General features: G+C 62.5%; 16 protein-coding genes. 8 read left to right on the forward strand and 8 right to left on the reverse strand.

The window, feature by feature from the left end; translation table 11 throughout:
- Positions 1–68 precede the first annotated feature (68 nt).
- Positions 69–941 carry a DUF817 domain-containing protein gene (locus tag C0V73_RS09590; protein ID WP_102019785.1) on the reverse strand — a complete coding sequence of 291 codons (873 nt, stop codon included), beginning with the start codon at positions 939–941 and terminating at the stop codon, positions 69–71.
- A gap of 52 nt (positions 942–993) precedes the next feature.
- On the opposite strand from C0V73_RS09590, the gene C0V73_RS09595 reads away from it, so the two are divergent.
- On the forward strand, positions 994–1,416 hold the full coding sequence (locus C0V73_RS09595; protein ID WP_102019786.1) for a DUF2809 domain-containing protein: 423 nt from the start codon (positions 994–996) through the stop codon (positions 1,414–1,416).
- Here the strand turns inward: C0V73_RS09595 and msrQ are convergent.
- From msrQ to C0V73_RS09610, 3 genes are all read right to left on the reverse strand, one after another.
- Entirely contained in the window at positions 1,413–2,060 is a 648-nt protein-coding gene (gene msrQ, locus C0V73_RS09600) for a protein-methionine-sulfoxide reductase heme-binding subunit MsrQ (protein ID WP_172450151.1), read from the reverse strand. The genes C0V73_RS09595 and msrQ overlap by 4 nt on opposite strands.
- Positions 2,057–3,007 (reverse strand): protein-methionine-sulfoxide reductase catalytic subunit MsrP, encoded by a 951-nt coding sequence (msrP, locus tag C0V73_RS09605; protein WP_102019788.1) that lies wholly within the window; start codon positions 3,005–3,007, stop codon positions 2,057–2,059. The genes msrQ and msrP overlap by 4 nt, the downstream gene beginning before the upstream one ends.
- Positions 3,008–3,164: 157 nt before the next feature.
- Positions 3,165–3,767, reverse strand: coding sequence for a thermonuclease family protein (locus tag C0V73_RS09610; protein WP_210200158.1), 603 nt, complete (start codon positions 3,765–3,767; stop codon positions 3,165–3,167).
- Positions 3,768–3,999: 232 nt separating this feature from the next.
- Between C0V73_RS09610 and ilvD the strand changes: the two genes are divergently transcribed.
- A complete protein-coding gene (gene ilvD, locus C0V73_RS09615) occupies positions 4,000–5,835 on the forward strand; it encodes a dihydroxy-acid dehydratase (RefSeq protein ID WP_102019790.1) in 1,836 nt (611 codons plus the stop codon).
- A 48-nt stretch (positions 5,836–5,883) separates the two neighbouring features.
- Here the strand turns inward: ilvD and C0V73_RS09620 are convergent, their stop codons facing one another.
- On the reverse strand, positions 5,884–6,849 hold the full coding sequence (locus C0V73_RS09620) for a LysR family transcriptional regulator (protein WP_102019791.1): 966 nt from the start codon (positions 6,847–6,849) through the stop codon (positions 5,884–5,886).
- A gap of 108 nt (positions 6,850–6,957) precedes the next feature.
- Here C0V73_RS09620 and C0V73_RS09625 point away from each other — a divergent pair, with 108 nt between their 5' ends.
- Entirely contained in the window at positions 6,958–7,371 is a 414-nt protein-coding gene (locus C0V73_RS09625) for a DMT family transporter (protein WP_280951004.1), read from the forward strand.
- Entirely contained in the window at positions 7,368–7,820 is a 453-nt protein-coding gene (locus C0V73_RS09630; protein WP_102019793.1) for a DMT family transporter, read from the forward strand. The genes C0V73_RS09625 and C0V73_RS09630 overlap by 4 nt, the downstream gene beginning before the upstream one ends.
- Positions 7,821–7,880: 60 nt before the next feature.
- Here the strand turns inward: C0V73_RS09630 and C0V73_RS09635 are convergent, their stop codons facing one another.
- Together C0V73_RS09635 and C0V73_RS09640 are read right to left on the reverse strand one after the other, a co-directional pair.
- Entirely contained in the window at positions 7,881–8,645 is a 765-nt protein-coding gene (locus C0V73_RS09635) for a class II aldolase/adducin family protein (RefSeq protein ID WP_102019794.1), read from the reverse strand.
- Positions 8,642–9,778 carry a TauD/TfdA family dioxygenase gene (locus C0V73_RS09640; protein WP_102019795.1) on the reverse strand — a complete coding sequence of 379 codons (1,137 nt, stop codon included), beginning with the start codon at positions 9,776–9,778 and terminating at the stop codon, positions 8,642–8,644. The genes C0V73_RS09635 and C0V73_RS09640 overlap by 4 nt, the downstream gene beginning before the upstream one ends.
- A 117-nt stretch (positions 9,779–9,895) precedes the next feature.
- Between C0V73_RS09640 and C0V73_RS09645 the strand changes: the two genes are divergently transcribed.
- Complete coding sequence (locus C0V73_RS09645; protein WP_102019796.1) at positions 9,896–10,822, forward strand: LysR family transcriptional regulator; 927 nt, start codon at positions 9,896–9,898, stop codon at positions 10,820–10,822.
- A gap of 142 nt (positions 10,823–10,964) precedes the next feature.
- Here the strand turns inward: C0V73_RS09645 and C0V73_RS09650 are convergent, their stop codons facing one another.
- Complete coding sequence (locus C0V73_RS09650; RefSeq protein ID WP_102019797.1) at positions 10,965–11,330, reverse strand: hypothetical protein; 366 nt, start codon at positions 11,328–11,330, stop codon at positions 10,965–10,967.
- A gap of 150 nt (positions 11,331–11,480) precedes the next feature.
- Between C0V73_RS09650 and C0V73_RS09655 the strand changes: the two genes are divergently transcribed.
- The 3 genes from C0V73_RS09655 to C0V73_RS09665 all read left to right on the forward strand — a co-directional run bounded on the left by C0V73_RS09655 (position 11,481) and on the right by C0V73_RS09665 (position 15,354).
- Positions 11,481–12,530, forward strand: coding sequence for a serine hydrolase (locus C0V73_RS09655; protein WP_102019798.1), 1,050 nt, complete (start codon positions 11,481–11,483; stop codon positions 12,528–12,530).
- Between the two features lie 107 nt (positions 12,531–12,637).
- Positions 12,638–14,044 (forward strand): DegQ family serine endoprotease, encoded by a 1,407-nt coding sequence (locus C0V73_RS09660; RefSeq protein WP_102020334.1) that lies wholly within the window; start codon positions 12,638–12,640, stop codon positions 14,042–14,044.
- Positions 14,041–15,354 carry a replication-associated recombination protein A gene (locus C0V73_RS09665; RefSeq protein ID WP_102019799.1) on the forward strand — a complete coding sequence of 438 codons (1,314 nt, stop codon included), beginning with the start codon at positions 14,041–14,043 and terminating at the stop codon, positions 15,352–15,354. Before C0V73_RS09660 ends, C0V73_RS09665 begins: the two co-directional genes overlap by 4 nt.
- The last annotated feature ends 34 nt before the right edge of the window (positions 15,355–15,388 follow it).

Genomic DNA, 15,388 nt, shown 5'->3' on the forward strand with positions numbered 1-15,388 from the left:
TTCCCAACGAACGAGCTAAACCGATTTCGACACGGCATGCGAAAAAAATCGTATCAAAGTTGCAGTGATCACTTCGGAATGTGGATCGTCGCCCGGATATGCTTCAGCGAGGCGACAATGGTGAAGGTCATCATCACCAGCAGCGTCCACGAGCTCCACTTGCCCAGATGCACCGTCGACCAGGCACCGAGCTGGTTCGGATAGTGCCAGATGGCAAAGAATGTGGAGATGTTCTCCGCCACCCAGATGAAGAAACCGATGAGGATGAAGGCAAGCAGCATCGGCATCTGCCGATCCCGATCAAAGGGCCGGAAGGTGACGGTGGTGCGGGCATAGAGCCCGATCGCAAGCGCTGCCAGGTACCAGCGATAATCGCCGATATAGTGGTGGGTGAAGAAGTTGAGATAGATCGCGAGCGCCACGCCTATGGCCATCCAGTAGGGCGGGTGATGGCGGATCCGGACATCCAAGAGCCGCCAGGCCTGGATGATGTAGCTGCCCACGGCCGCATACATGAAGCCGGAAAACAGGGGCACGCCGAGCACCTTGCTATAGGCGAAATCGGGATAGGACCAAGACTGGATCGCGCCCGACGTCTTGAACACCTCGAGCGCGAAGCCGACGACATGGAAAAGGCAGATCGCCTTCAGCTCGTCCATGGTCTCGAGCTTCGTCCAGACCATCCAGATCTGGATGGCAAGCGCAATGATCAGCAGCACGTCATAGCGCGGAATGCCGAACACACCTGTGCGCGGTACGACAAAGATCGACACGAAGAACAACCCGGCAAACAGGCACGCTCGCGCCTCCTTGATCCCGAACATCACGAACTCGACGACGAAGCGGCTGATGCCGGTGAGTTCCGGATACGGGGTCTGGTCGATCAGCCTGCGGTCGAGTGCGCTCAAGAGGCCGCTTCGTCCATCTGTCACCAGTGTCATCCCCGACCGCCTTCGCTGTTGCATTCCGTTGCAACCTCACTACTAAGCGGCCATGGACGAAATCAAGGCATCGACGTCACTTCGCATACGCCGTCTGGGGATAGCGCTTGCCATCATCGCGTGTGGTATGGCCTTGAGACTCGGCGGCTACGAGATCGGCCTGCCGTATTTTCTGGTCAAATATGGCGGCTCGACCCTCTGGGGCGCGATGGTCTTCTTCCTCATCGCCATGCTCCTGCCGCGACAACCGCTCGCACGCCTGGCGATCCTCGCGCTGGTTATCGCAGCCCTCACGGAGTTCAGCCGCCTTTACCACACGCCCTGGCTCGACGAATTCCGCCTGACGCTGACAGGCGCGCTCCTGCTCGGACGTATCTTCTCCTTGTGGAATATCGTGGCCTATGGCCTGGGCATCGCCCTGGCAGCCCTCTTTGAAGCGCGTCGTCTCACGCGCTCCGGCCGGCCGTCGCACTAGCGGGCAGCACCCGCCATGCGCTTGGCCCTCCGACGCTCCATGATCTTCGGCCGCACCAGCCGGTAGCCGAGCAGCACGATCGTCACGACGATGTAGAAGGCCGCTTCCGGATCGATCACCTTCAGCGACAGCGCATAGTGCAGGATCGCCACCAGCAGGATCGGGTAGGTGAGCTTGTGAAGCTTGTTCCACCGTGGCCCAAGCCTGCGGATCGACCACTGGTTCGAGGTCAGCGCGAGCGGGATCAGCATCAGAAGCCCGGCCATGCCGAGCATGATATAGGGCCGCTTCAGGATGTCGCCGGCGATCGACGACAGGATCATGCCGCGGTCGAGCGTCAGGTAAACCGCAAAATGCGCCAGCACATAGTAGAAGGCGAGAAGCCCGAGCGCGCGTCGATAGCTAATTAGATTAATGCCGAACAGATCGCGCAACGGTGTCACGGCAAGGCCAAGGCAGAGAAACCTGAGCGCCCAGAGCCCCAGAAGATGCTCAAACGCGCGCACCGGATCGGCGCCCAGCCCACCAAAGATCCCGAGATAGAAGGCATAAAGCCCCGGCAACAGCCCGACCGCATAAAGCGCCCAAACGGAGGCGGGCTTGTAGCGGGCGGGCAGGGCGGGCATTGCGAGCGAAACCATCAGAAGAACTTCGTCAGATCCATGCCGTCGTAAAGGCTTGCGACCTCGTCGGCATAGCCGTTGAACGGCAGGGTATCGATGCGCGCTCCGCCGAACAGGCCGTCGGCCTCGCCGATGCGTCGCTCGGTCGCCTGGCTCCAGCGCGGATGGTCGACGGCGGGATTGACGTTGGCATAGAAGCCGTATTCCGATGGCTGCAGCTTGTTCCAGGTCGATGGCGGCTCCTGCTCGGTGAGCGTGATCTTGACGATCGACTTGATGCCCTTGAAGCCGTATTTCCACGGTACGACGAGGCGGATCGGCGCGCCGTTCTGGTTCGGCAGCGTCTCGCCATAAAGCCCGGTTGCGAGGATCGCCAGCGGATGACGCGCTTCGTCCAGCCGCAAGCCCTCGACATAGGGCCATTCCAGCGCCTGGAAGATGCCGGCCTGTCCCTGCATCTCTTCAGGCCGCACGAGCGTTTCGAAGGCGACATACTTCGCAGACCCCAGTGGCTCCACCCGATCGAGCAGGGCCGAGATCGGGAAGCCGATCCACGGGATCACCATCGACCAGGCTTCCACGCAGCGCATCCGGTAGACGCGCTCTTCCATCGGGATTTCCTTCATGATCGTCTCGATGTCGATCACCTGCGGCTTGGCAACCAGCCCGCCGACTTCGATCGTCCAGGGCCGAGTGGTCAGCGATCCCGCATTGCGCGCCGGATCTTCCTTGCTCGTGCCGAACTCGTAGAAATTGTTGTAGGTCGTCACATCTTCCTTGGAGGTCAGCTTCTCGTCGAGCTTGTAGATGCTCGGCTTGGCCGCCAGCGGAGCGGCAATTGCCGGTGCGCCCAGGCCGACCGCCGCAACCCCACCGGCCGCGACGCCCATGAACTGCCGCCGCCTCAGATAGAGCGACTTCGGGGTAATCTCGGAACTGGCAATCTTCGGCGGGTGGTAAATGGGCATGGCAGACCTCTTGAGGCTCTCTCTGTCTCTCTAGATAGAAGACGCAAGCATAGAGACCAGAGTTTCACCGCCGCGAAAAGAAGCAAGGCGGGAACAATTTCGTGTAGGTCTGTCGTCTCGGCAAGCTGTAAGAATCCGCTCGGTTCGCCGACAGCGGTCAGCCGCACCAGGTCTCTTTGTGGCCTTCCCAGCGATGGGCCAGTCCGCGCGCGATCAACGCGTCGCCCACCGAGCGTCCGTCCTGCAGCACCACGCGCAGCTTGCGGCCATACTGGTCCACGTCCCGCCGCTCCCGGCGCTCCATGGTGAGCCCCCCGGCATTCAGGCTGTTAAGCAGCGCCACCTGTGCCTCGAGCCCGAGCGTGCGTTCCCGCTCGCATTCCGGGCGCCCGATCTCCGGCGTGTTGATATCAGAGATCCGATATTTCACTGCCCGGTACCAGAAGGTGTCGCCATCGACGACGCAATTGACCCGCTGCGCGCCCGAGCAGGTGACGAAGCGCCCCTCGATCGGCTCGGGATGCGGCTCCACGGCGCCGGTGATGCTGTAATCGATCAATTTGTTGCCTGCTGGCACAACAAGGTAGGAATAGGGAAGTTTATCGAAATGAATGACGGCGAGTGCGGCGAGGCCGGCATAGAGAAAGACGCGGCGCAGTTGGTAGAGCGTCTTGAACGGGCTCCAGCGCGGCGCAGGCTCGGGATTGAGCTTCTGGCGGGCATCTTTCAACAGGATCACGCGGGCGGGTTTCCGGGTCATCATGACGCCTCCTTCCGCGGTAAACTCTAATAAACACATCTTGCCGCAGGCTTAAGCCGATCACTCAAATGCGAACGAAGTCGCACGCTCCGTGACCGCCAGGCGTACCGATTTGCCATTCGATGCTAGTGACAGGTGAGGGCGCATGGCTTAGATCAGTTCCAAAATGGCTGCCTTGCCTTGGCGCCCGGGGTGCAGGCATGGCGGCGAACAAGCCATCGAGGTGACACCCATGCCCGTCTATCGTTCGAGAACCACCACCCACGGCCGCAACATGGCCGGCGCCCGCGGTCTGTGGCGCGCCACCGGCATGAAGGACGGCGATTTCGGCAAGCCGATCATCGCGGTCGTCAACTCCTTCACCCAGTTCGTGCCAGGCCACGTCCACCTGAAGGATCTCGGCCAGCTCGTTGCCCGCGAAATCGAGGCGGCCGGCGGCGTGGCGAAGGAGTTCAACACCATCGCCGTCGATGACGGCATCGCCATGGGCCATGACGGCATGCTGTATTCGCTGCCGTCGCGCGAGATCATCTCCGACTCGGTCGAATACATGGTCAATGCGCACTGCGCCGACGCCATGGTCTGTATCTCGAACTGCGACAAGATCACCCCCGGCATGCTGTCCGCTGCCATGCGCCTCAACATCCCCGCGGTCTTCGTCTCCGGCGGCCCGATGGAAGCCGGCAAGGCGATCCTGCAGGGCCGCAAGGTCGCACTCGACCTGGTCGACGCCATGGTTGCCGCGGCCGACGACAAGATTTCCGATGCCGATGTCGATGAGATCGAAAAAGCCGCCTGTCCGACATGCGGCTCCTGCTCGGGCATGTTCACTGCCAACTCGATGAACTGCCTGACCGAGGCCCTCGGCCTCTCGCTGCCCGGCAACGGCTCGACGCTCGCAACTCATGCCGACCGTAAGCGCCTCTTCGTCGAAGCGGGCCACCTGATCGTCGACATCACCCGCCGCTACTACGAGCAGGACGACGGAAGCGTTCTGCCGCGCAACGTGGCCTCAAAGGCAGCGTTCGAAAACGCCATGGCGCTCGACATTGCGATGGGCGGCTCGACCAACACGGTTCTGCACATCCTGGCCGCTGCCCATGAAGGCGGCATCGACTTCACCATGGACGATATCGACCGCCTGTCCCGCAAGGTGCCCTGCCTGTCGAAAGTGGCACCCGCCAAGCAGGACGTGCACATGGAAGACGTCCACCGCGCCGGCGGCATCATGCGCATCCTCGGTGAACTCGACCGCGGTGGCCTGATCAACCGGGATTGCCCGACCGTGCATGCCGAGACGCTCGGCCATGCAATCGACCGCTGGGACATCACCCGCACCAATTCCGAAACCGTGCGTGAATTCTTCAAGGCCGCTCCGGGCGGTGTCCGCACCACCCAGGCCTTTTCGCAGTCCTCACGCTGGGAAGACCTCGACACCGACGGCGAAAAGGGCGTCATCCGTTCCGTCGAACATCCCTTCTCCAAGGATGGTGGTCTGGCGGTCCTCAAGGGCAACATCGCGCTCGACGGCTGCATCGTGAAGACCGCCGGCGTCGATGAGAGCATCCTGAAGTTCTCCGGCCCGGCCCGCGTCTTCGAAAGCCAGGACGCAGCCGTCAAGGCGATCCTGTCGAACCACATCGTTGCCGGCGACGTTGTCGTCATCCGCTACGAAGGCCCGAAGGGCGGCCCGGGCATGCAGGAAATGCTCTATCCGACGAGTTATCTGAAGTCGAAGGGCCTCGGAAAGGTCTGCGCGCTGATCACCGACGGCCGCTTCTCCGGCGGCACCTCCGGCCTCTCGATCGGCCATGCCTCGCCGGAAGCAGCCCAGGGCGGCGCTATCGGCCTCGTTCGCGAAGGCGACCTGATCGACATCGATATCCCGAACCGCACGATCAACCTCGTCGTCGACCCGGCCGAGCTGGAGCGCCGCCGCGTTGAACAGGATGCCAAGGGTTGGTTCCCGGAAGAAAAGCGCAAGCGCAACGTCACGACGGCGCTGAAGGCCTACGCCGCCTTCGCCTCGTCCGCCGACAAGGGCGCGGTGCGCCAGCTGCCGGAGTGAGCCACTCGATATCCGATTTGAAACCGCTGCCCCCGGGCGGCGGTTTTTTTATGGGGTAGGGGATGCTTTGGTCGGGCCGACCTGGGCTGCTCCATCCCAGTATGGCGGGGTCCCGATCCGCTCGAACAGATACTCGCGGAATGACAGGACCTTGAAGGAGCGCAGGCGATTCTCCGCATGGATCACGTGGATATCGTGCACCACTGTATCGACCGCAGCCACATGGTCCTGCATCACCGCCTCCAGACGACCGGCTTGCAGATGGTCATGCAGCAACCAAGTCGGGAACAGCACCAGTCCCTGATGCTGCAACGCTGCCTCCACGAGGCTCTCGGCATTGTTGCTGGTCAGGTTTCCATGAACCTCATGATTGCGAAAATCCGATGTGCTGTCGCGGAAGTGCCATCGCTCCCGTCCGCCCATCCCCTTGTAGAGCAGGCAGTTGTGTCGCTCCAAATCCTCCGGGGAACCGGGCCTTCCGCGGGAATCGAGATAGGTGGGAGACCCACAGACGACATAGCGCTGCGCCGCGAGTTTGCGGGCGGTCAAGCTCGAATCCTTGAGCACGCCGATCCGCAGCGTCACGTCCATGCCCTCGGCCACGGGATCGACGACCGCATCGGTTAGCGTCAACTCCACCTCGACCTGCGGAAATCGGGCCTGATAGCCGGCGAGCAAGGGAGCGATATGTCGCCGGCCGAAGGCGACCGGTGCGTTGATGCGCAACAGGCCACGCGGTTCGGTGGCAGCCCCGGCCACCTGGTCGGTGGCAATATCGAGTGCAGCAAGAGCATCGCGGACTTCGCTCAGATAGGCGACGCCCGTGTCCGTCAAAGTCACGGCGCGCGTATGACGATAAAGCAATTTCTGCCCGAGCGCCTGTTCGAGTCCCTGGATGTGCCGCGAGACCGAGGACGGTGGCAGGCCCCGTCGTTTGGCGGTCGCAGTGAAGCTGCCGGTCGCCGCGACCTCGATGAAGAGACGGAGCGCTAGCAAGGTTATATCATTGCTCATAGGGCAATTATCTTTTGAGATTTGGTATTGTTGTTGTCATCATGGCAATAGCTTAGATCGACACCCTTGAACAGCATGGGGTGCCGAATGGGCCAAATAGCAATTTTAATGTTGGTGGTGGTGTCGGGAATGGGGCTATCCGTCGAGGCGGGCCTGCTCGGTCCACTCGGCGAGGACGTCGGCCACATGGCCGCCACGCTGTCGATCTTTCTGGTCGGCGCCCTGCTTTTGTCTGTCGCTCTGGTCTTTGCACCCAAACGCAGCCTGTCGAACCTCATGGCCCAACCCCGCTGGTTGCTGACTGGCGGCATCCTCGGACCCGTCTATGTCATAGTTCTCACTCTCGCGACCCCGGTCATCGGCGTCGGTATCACGATGGTCGGCATCCTCTGCGGTCAGGTGGCGGCCAGCCTGGTGATCGATCATTTCGGGCTGTTCGGCACCCCGCGCCGACAGATGGACCGTTATCGCCTGTCCGCACTCGCCCTCATTCTCGTCGCACTCGGGATTCTCCACTCATGACCTTCTTGCTTGCCGTAGTTCTCGCTCTGGGCGGAGGTGTCGCGCTCGCGTCCCAATCGTCGATCAACGGTCGCCTCGGCGATGCCGCGGGAGTTCTGGAAACCGCCTGGCTGACCTTCGTTCTCGGCGCCGCGATCTCATTCCTCTTGTACTTCTTCTTTGAACCACCCCATGCGATGACGCTGGTCACCGCGCCGAAATGGCAACTGATCGGCGCGCTCTTCGGGGTGGTCTACATTCTCGTCAGCGTGTTTGCGGTACCCCGAGTCGGAATAGCCGCAGCAACGGTTGCAGTCATCACCGGACAGTTGTCGATGAGCCTGCTGATTGACCATTTCGGCTGGTTGAACAATGCCGCGATCCCGCTCAGCCCCACCCGCTATCTTTCGATCGCACTTCTGGCCGGCGCGATGGCACTGATCTATCTCGGCAATCGCCGAAGGGCCTGACGATAACCATCGGCGACGGGAAGGAAATCCTCTTCGGTTGAGTCGGGTGCCGGCAAGCCTTCAATCCCGCCAGGAAGGATCTTCCTTATCCAGGCACGACTTCAAATACGCGAAATGCTTCTCCGCCATGCCGCGATAGGGGATCCACCCGTCCGACGTGCCCTGAGCGATCTCGTCCGACAGCACCGCCAGCGGCTTGCCGGTCGATAGTGCCAGCACCATCGTCTGCGCCGCTTTCTCGAAGAAGTAGAGGTCCTCAAAGGCATCCGCCACCGTCTCGCCGGCAACCGAGACACCGTGATTGCCCATGACCAGCACAGCCTTGCCGCGGATCATCTCCGCCAGGCGCTCGCCTTCTTCTGCCGCGTCGGCGATCCCGCCGAAGTCGAGGTCATAGCCGATCCGCCCGAAGAAACGCGCCGTGTTGTTGTCGAGCGGCAGAAGCGCCGGGTCTTTCAGGCAGGAGAGCGCCACTGCATAGGGCGAGTGGCAATGCAGTATCACCCGCGCCTCCGGCAACATCCGGTGCAGCGTGCCATGCACGGTCCAAGCCGATGGGTCGGGGGCATTCGGCCGGTTCATCACATCGGGATCATCGGCATCGAGCAGCAGCAGATCGCTCGCCTTGACCGTAGCAAAATGCTGCCAGCGCGGATTGAGCAGGAATTTCCGCCCATTCGCCGAGACCGCTGCGCTGAAATGATTGCCGACCGACTCGCTCCAGCCGAAGCGATGGCAAAGCCTGAAGGCAGCGGCAAGATCCTGACGCAGCGTGGTCAGCGCCGCATCGTCGAGCATATCGTTTCTGGAAGCCGCGATGTTCATGCCTTGAACCGTCCTTCCGTCGTCAGCGCCCGATAGGTCGAGCGCATTTCTTCGCGATCGGCATAGCAGCCGCGCAGATAGCGGTCGCCGCTGGTGGCCGAATAGGCCATGCGGCCATGCACGATGCGATGGTTGTCGAACACCATGCATTCCCCGGCCTTCATCAGGAAGCGCATCATGAACTTGTCGTCCTGCAGCATCTTCCCGAAGCGGCAGAAGGCCGGATAATAGTCGTCGAGCACGGTCTGCGGCAGGTCGAACAGATCGGCCATATGCTGGCTGATCGTGAGGCCGGATACCTCGCCATGTTTGTCGAGCTCGATCACCCGCTGCCGCGAGCGCATGTCATAGGTGTCGTGTTCGCAGAAGAAGGGAATGTCGATCTCCGACAAGAGCTTGAAGCCCTCAGGATCGATCTCCCGGAAGGCGTTCGCGACAGCCACGCCGTCCGAATAGATGCTCATGCCGCCCTCGACGGTATTGGCCCGGCAATGCAGGAACTGGATGCCCGGCGCATGTTCTTCCGCCGGCGTATCGGTATGCAGCTCCAGCGCCTTCGCCGTATAGGCCGTGTTGGTCGGGTTGATATGCGTCTTCACGTCGAAATATTCGCCGAAGAAGGTCGGACGCACATGCCCCATCAGCTTGACGGTTTCGGTCAGCCCTTCGTTGCTGTCGGGCATGTCCGTCACGATCGTCAGCCCCTCGACGATCATCGCCTCCAGCCATTCCGCCACCTTCTTCGGATCACGCATCAGTTCAGGCTGTGAGAAGCGCGGGATCTCGGGATAGTGGTCGCTGAACCACGCCTTGCGCGGCAGATCGGCGGGGTCGGGCCGATGTTTACCCTCGGTATAGAGCGCCAGCAGCGACAGCGGATAGCGCGACACATGGTTCTCGCCCGCCCAGCGGATCACGAGGCTCCCGTCCTCGATCTCGGCACTGGCAGCGCGCGGTGCAGCCGACAGATGGAAGATGTCGAAGCTGCGCTCGCGCGTCGTGCTGTCGAAGGAGGAGGGGCAATTGTCGCGCAGCCAGTAGTAATTGAAATAAGCCTGCCCACCCTCGGCAAGCGGCAGATGAAGCCCCTTGTCAGCCAGCGTGACGGCCCCGGTCGCAACATGCATATTCATCGCTCGTTTCCTTAAGTCTGGACAGCGGAAGAGAAGATCGGATTTGACGATCATCATCCGACTTTGCAGGCGAAGCCAGAGCGATTATGCTTATACTGAGTTAAGCTGGAGGTTAAGTTGAGCCGTCTGCCGCCCTTGCGCCTTCTAACCACGTTCGAAGCCGTCGCCCGGCTCGGCTCAATGCGCGAGGCCGCAACCGCCCTGAACGTCACCCAGCCCGCCGTCACCCAGGCCCTCAAAGCCCTGGAAGACCATGTCGGCGCCGTCCTGATCGACCGCTCGACCCGGCCGGCAAGGCTCACCGAACCCGGCCAGCAGCTTGCCCGCGCCACCCGCGACGGCCTCGATCTCATCGCCGACACCATCGAAGAAATCCGCACCAGCACCGGCCTCGAAGACCAGCGCCTCACCGTCGCCTGCACCATGGGCCTCGCCACCCACTGGCTGATGCCGCGCCTCAGCGATTTCTATGCCCGCCAATCCGGCTTCTTCGTCAACGTTCAGGTCCCGCCCACCGACCTGCCGCAGATGTGGCCCGGCACCGATCTCGTCCTGCGCTACGGGCGCGGCACCTGGACCGACGGTGAGACGCTCCGCCTCTTCCACGAGACCGTCTGCCCCGTCGGCCGCCCCGCCTTGGTCGAAAACTTACTTGCAAGAGGCGAGGGGCTGGACGCGGCCCCGCTGATCCATGTCCGCACCGTCGAGGCGCGCCATTGGGAAGGCTGGACCGACTATCTTGCCCGTCGCGACCTGCCCAAGCCGCGCGGCCCGTCCCACATCTTCGACAACTACGTCCAAGCCGTCCAGGCAGCCCTCGACGGCCGCGGTCTGATGCTCGGCTGGCGATCCATCACCGACACCCTCGTCGCCGACGGCAGTCTGAAATCCTGGCCCAATGGCGCCCTCAACCTCGGCACCGCCTATTTCGCCACCGTGGCGCCGCCGGCGGCAAAGCGCCCGGCAGTCAGGGCTTTTGTGGCATGGTTGGGGGAGGGGGCGGAGAGTTCTTTGGCGGCGACTGATCAGCCCCGCCGCCTCTGACGGTGCGTTCGCAACGTTTTGCGAATGGAGAGGCGAGGCCGATGCCGAGGCCTTCAAGGATCTGTAAATTCTATGTGCAAAAGCGTCGCTAAATAGGCAATTAGGTGAATGCCTATGCGCTGGAAGCTGCTCGACCCAGGCGTCACTTCGGCCGCTGAAGTCCTTCGTAAATGCTGGTGAGCTCCGCCATGCGCACGGCATAAGCCGCAGCGATGCAGTCGAGATTACCCTGGCATTCGCCGCGCTGCCCCAGCCACTTGATCTGCTGGTCCTGCATATCGCCTCTCGCCCCCATGGCGAGCAGGCCGGAGAGCAGGTCGAAGGTCGTGACCATCTTCACGTCCATGTCGTTCAACTGCGGGTTTTGGCAAATCGCCTGCTCGTCAGCTGCGAGATCCGGCTTTCTGCAATCGAAACTAGCGGCACTGGCCGGCTGTGCACCGGCGAGAAGCGGTGCTGCAAGCAGCGCAAAGACAAGGCCGCGCGCGGCGGCTTGGGTGTCGGGCATTGAAACCTCCTCTTTGAGTGCAATTTAGCCGGTGAACGTCGGTCCTCGGGCCATCGTTCCATGCAGTCGGCGCAGGTCAGGCCTCACGATACGGTGAGCTGCTATAATCGCGCATTTGATCTTTAGGCCACCATGCCTAAGTTCGAAGTCATGAACAGAAGAACTCTCCTCGCCGCCATGGCCACCCTGCCGGTCATCTCCACCGCCCGCGCTTTTGCGCAATCGACCGAGCCCGCGGCACCCCCGGCTTCCGCCAATCTAGAAGCGCTCCGCCCGCGCATCGCGACGCTGCTCGAAGACGCCCGCAGGCTGGATACGCTGGAGACCGTCATCGTCACCCGCAATAGCGAAACGCTCGGCGAGCGCGCCTATGGCAACAATTCGCTCACCGGCTCCACCAACATCAAATCCGCCTCGAAATGCGTCGTCTCGGCGCTGGTCGGCATCGCCATCGACAAGGGCCTGCTCGAAGGCGTCGACCAGCGCATCGAAACCGTGCTGCGCTCGGAGTTTCCCGCCAATCCCGATCCGCGCCTGTCGCAGATCACCATTGGCCATCTCTTGTCGATGCGCTCAGGCCTCGACCGCATGTCCGGACCGAATTACGGCCGCTGGGTCGCGAGCCGCAACTGGACGCGCTTTGCGCTCGCCGCCGATTTCGTCGACGAGCCGGGCGGCGGCATGCTGTATTCGACCGCGTCGACCCATCTTCTGTCTGTCATTCTCACCAAGGTCTCGGGCAAACCGACATTGGCGCTTGCCCGCGAATGGCTGGAGCCGCTGGAAGGGTTCCGCATCGGATCCTGGGATCGCGATCCCCAAGGCTTCTATCTCGGCGGCAACCAGATGGCCATGACGCCGCGCTCGCTGCATGCCTTTGGCGAACTCTATCGCCGGGGCGGCGTGACCGAAGACGGCACGCGGGTCATCTCGGAGGCCTGGATCCGCGAAAGCTGGATCCGCCGCACCAATTCCGTCTTCAACGGCGATGGCTACGGCTATGCCTGGTTCCTGAAGGAGATGGCGGGCCAACAGGTAAATTATGCCTGGGGTTATGGCGGTCAGATGCTTTACATCACCCCAAGCCTGGGTCTCACCGTCGCCATGACATCGAACGAGGCAGCCCCTTCCGCCCGCACCGGCTATCGTGACGAGCTCCATGGCCTGATGACGCGCATCATCGAAACGGTCGGGGCTTGAGCCGGGCAAACGTTATCCCCATCTGCGATTGGTCGTCCTTGCTTCTGCCTATTTGCCGGAGCAGGAACCGGGTCTAGAACGTCCATGATCGCATGAAGGATCTTTGCATGCCGCGCTTCGACCGTCTCAAACCGATTGCCGTGATTGCCGCCTTGGTGGTGCCGCTTTCCGCTCCAGCGCTAGCGCAGGACAAGGCTGTGCCGCAGAGCCAGCTTGAGATGCAGCTCTCCTTCGCGCCCTTGGTCAAGCAGGCGCGGGGCGCCGTGGTCAATGTCTATGCCGAGCGCCTCGTCCAGCGTCGCTCCAGCCTGTTTGCCGGCGATCCCTTCCTCGAGCAATTCTTCGGCCAGCGCATGCCGAACCGCACCGAAAAGCAGTCCTCTCTGGGCTCCGGCGTGATCGTCGAGGCCGATGGCGTTGTGGTCACCAACAACCACGTCATCGACGGTGCTGACGACATCAAGGTGGCCCTGGCCGACGGCCGTGAATTCCCGGTCAAGGTTGTGCTGAAGGACGATCGCCTCGATCTCGCGGTTCTGAAATTCGAAACAAACGAGGTCATGCCGACGCTCCCGATCGGCAATTCCGATGCGACCGAAGTCGGCGATCTCGTGCTCGCCATCGGCAACCCCTTCGGCGTCGGCCAGACGGTCACATCAGGCATCGTCTCGGCGCTTGCCCGAAACCAGGTGACCGAAGGCGATTTCGGCTTCTTCATCCAGACCGATGCCGCGATCAATCCTGGTAATTCCGGCGGCGCGCTCGTCAACATGAACGGCGAGCTGATCGGCATCAACACGGCGATCTTCTCGCGCGGTGGCGGCTCGAACGGTGTTGGCTTCGCCATCCCGGCCAATCTCGTCCGCGTCTTCCTCGATGCCGCCGATCGCGGCGAGGCAAGCTTTGAGCGGCCCTATGTCGGAGCAAGTTTCGAACCTGTAACCTCGGATGTTGCCGAAGCCCTTGGCCTGAAAACGGTACGCGGCGCGCTCGTCGTGCGCATCGCCGAGGATGGCCCGGCGGCCAAGGCGGGTCTGAAGCCCGGCCAGGTGGTCACGGCCGTCAACGGCATCCCCGTCGAGCACCCGGATGCCCTCGGCTATCGCCTGACCACGGCAGGACTGGGCGAGAAAGCCGAGTTGACGGTCCAGGAAGACGGTCGCGAAGAGACCATCGAGCTCACGCTTGCTGCGGCCCCCGAAACCCGGCCGCGCGACATCCAGCTGATCGAGGGCCGCAGCCCCTTTGCAGGCCTCCGCGCCGGCAACCTCTCGCCGCGTCTGGCCTATGAGCTGAAGATGGCCTCCGAAGTGACCGGCGTCGTGGTCACCGATATTGTCCGCGGTTCGCCCGCGGCCCGCCTCGGCTTCCAGCCCCGGGATATTGTCGTGGCCGTCAACGGCGAGGATATTGCCTCAGTCGAGGATCTGCAGAAGATCGCCGAGAGCGATCCCGGCTTCTGGCGGGTCGAGATCGAACGGGACGGTCAGCGCATCCGGCAGATCTTCCGATGAGTGACCTCTTCGCGCCGCAGATGTCGAAGGAAATGGCAGAGCGCCGTCCGCTCGCCGATCGTCTGCGGCCGAAAAACCTGGCCGAAGTCACCGGCCAGGAACACCTGACCGGCGAGGATGGCGTGCTGGCCCGCATGATCGCGGCGGGCTCGCTGGGATCGATGATCTTCTGGGGCCCGCCCGGCACCGGGAAGACCACCGTTGCCCGGCTGCTGTCGGGTGAGGCGGGGCTCGCCTTCGAGCAGATCTCGGCGATCTTTTCGGGTGTTGCCGACCTCAAGAAGGTTTTCGAAAGCGCTCGGCTCCGCCGCATGGAGGGCCGCCAGACGCTGCTCTTCGTGGACGAGATCCACCGTTTCAACCGCGCCCAGCAGGACAGCTTTCTGCCGGTCATGGAGGATGGCACCGTCATCCTGGTTGGTGCCACGACCGAAAACCCGAGCTTCGAGTTGAACGCGGCTCTTTTGTCGCGGGCGCGGGTGCTCACCTTCAAGAGCCATGATGCCGAGAGCATCGAGACGCTGCTGAAGCGTGCCGAGGAAACGGAAGCCAAGCCGCTGCCGCTCGACGCGGATGCGCGCGCAACCCTGATCCGCATGGCCGATGGCGACGGTCGCGCCTCGCTGACGCTCGCCGAAGAAGTCTGGCGCGCCGCCCGCCCGGGCGAGGTCTTCGACACAGAGGGCTTAGGCAAAATCGTCCAGCGCCGCGCACCGGTCTACGACAAGGGCCAGGACGGTCACTACAATCTGATCTCGGCGCTCCACAAGGCCGTGCGCGGGTCCGATCCGGATGCAGCCCTTTACTATCTCTGCCGCATGTTCGATGCCGGCGAGGATCCGCTTTATCTCGGACGCCGGCTCGTGCGCATGGCCGTCGAGGATATTGGGCTTGCCGACCCGCAGGCGCTGGTCGTCTGCAAAGCCGCCAAGGACGCCTACGACTATTTAGGTTCACCGGAAGGGGAGCTGGCGCTTGCCCAGGCCTGCGTCTATCTCGCGACCGCGCCGAAGTCGAACGGCGTCTATGTCGCCTACAAGGCCGCCATGCGGGCGGCCAAGGAGCACGGCTCGCTTCTGCCACCCAAGCATATCCTCAACGCCCCGACCAAGCTGATGAAGGCTGAAGGCTATAACGAGGGTTATCGCTACGATCACGACGAGCCCGACGCCTTTTCCGGCCAGGACTATTTCCCCGAAAAGATGGGACGCCAGACTTTCTACGATCCTCCGGAGCGCGGCTTCGAGCGAGAGATAAAGAAGCGCCTCGACTGGTGGGCAAAACTGCGCCGGGAGAGGGGAGGCGGCTAAGCCGCTTGCCTATCGTCATTTCAGCTTAAGCTGC

This window comes from Rhizobium sp. TH135 (genome assembly GCF_002855515.1).
GTDB lineage: Bacteria > Pseudomonadota > Alphaproteobacteria > Rhizobiales > Rhizobiaceae > Allorhizobium.

Coding starts and splice junctions, on each gene's coding strand:
- C0V73_RS09590 (WP_102019785.1), bottom strand. CDS start 941: ATGACACTGGTGACAGATGGACGAAGCGGCCTCTTGAGCGCACTCGAC.
- C0V73_RS09595 (WP_102019786.1), top strand. CDS start 994: ATGGACGAAATCAAGGCATCGACGTCACTTCGCATACGCCGTCTGGGG.
- msrP (WP_102019788.1), bottom strand. CDS start 3,007: ATGCCCATTTACCACCCGCCGAAGATTGCCAGTTCCGAGATTACCCCG.
- C0V73_RS09610 (WP_210200158.1), bottom strand. CDS start 3,767: ATGACCCGGAAACCCGCCCGCGTGATCCTGTTGAAAGATGCCCGCCAG.
- ilvD (WP_102019790.1), top strand. CDS start 4,000: ATGCCCGTCTATCGTTCGAGAACCACCACCCACGGCCGCAACATGGCC.
- C0V73_RS09620 (WP_102019791.1), bottom strand. CDS start 6,849: ATGAGCAATGATATAACCTTGCTAGCGCTCCGTCTCTTCATCGAGGTC.
- C0V73_RS09625 (WP_280951004.1), top strand. CDS start 6,958: ATGTTGGTGGTGGTGTCGGGAATGGGGCTATCCGTCGAGGCGGGCCTG.
- C0V73_RS09630 (WP_102019793.1), top strand. CDS start 7,368: ATGACCTTCTTGCTTGCCGTAGTTCTCGCTCTGGGCGGAGGTGTCGCG.
- C0V73_RS09635 (WP_102019794.1), bottom strand. CDS start 8,645: ATGAACATCGCGGCTTCCAGAAACGATATGCTCGACGATGCGGCGCTG.
- C0V73_RS09640 (WP_102019795.1), bottom strand. CDS start 9,778: ATGAATATGCATGTTGCGACCGGGGCCGTCACGCTGGCTGACAAGGGG.
- C0V73_RS09650 (WP_102019797.1), bottom strand. CDS start 11,330: ATGCCCGACACCCAAGCCGCCGCGCGCGGCCTTGTCTTTGCGCTGCTT.
- C0V73_RS09655 (WP_102019798.1), top strand. CDS start 11,481: ATGAACAGAAGAACTCTCCTCGCCGCCATGGCCACCCTGCCGGTCATC.
- C0V73_RS09660 (WP_102020334.1), top strand. CDS start 12,638: ATGCCGCGCTTCGACCGTCTCAAACCGATTGCCGTGATTGCCGCCTTG.
- C0V73_RS09665 (WP_102019799.1), top strand. CDS start 14,041: ATGAGTGACCTCTTCGCGCCGCAGATGTCGAAGGAAATGGCAGAGCGC.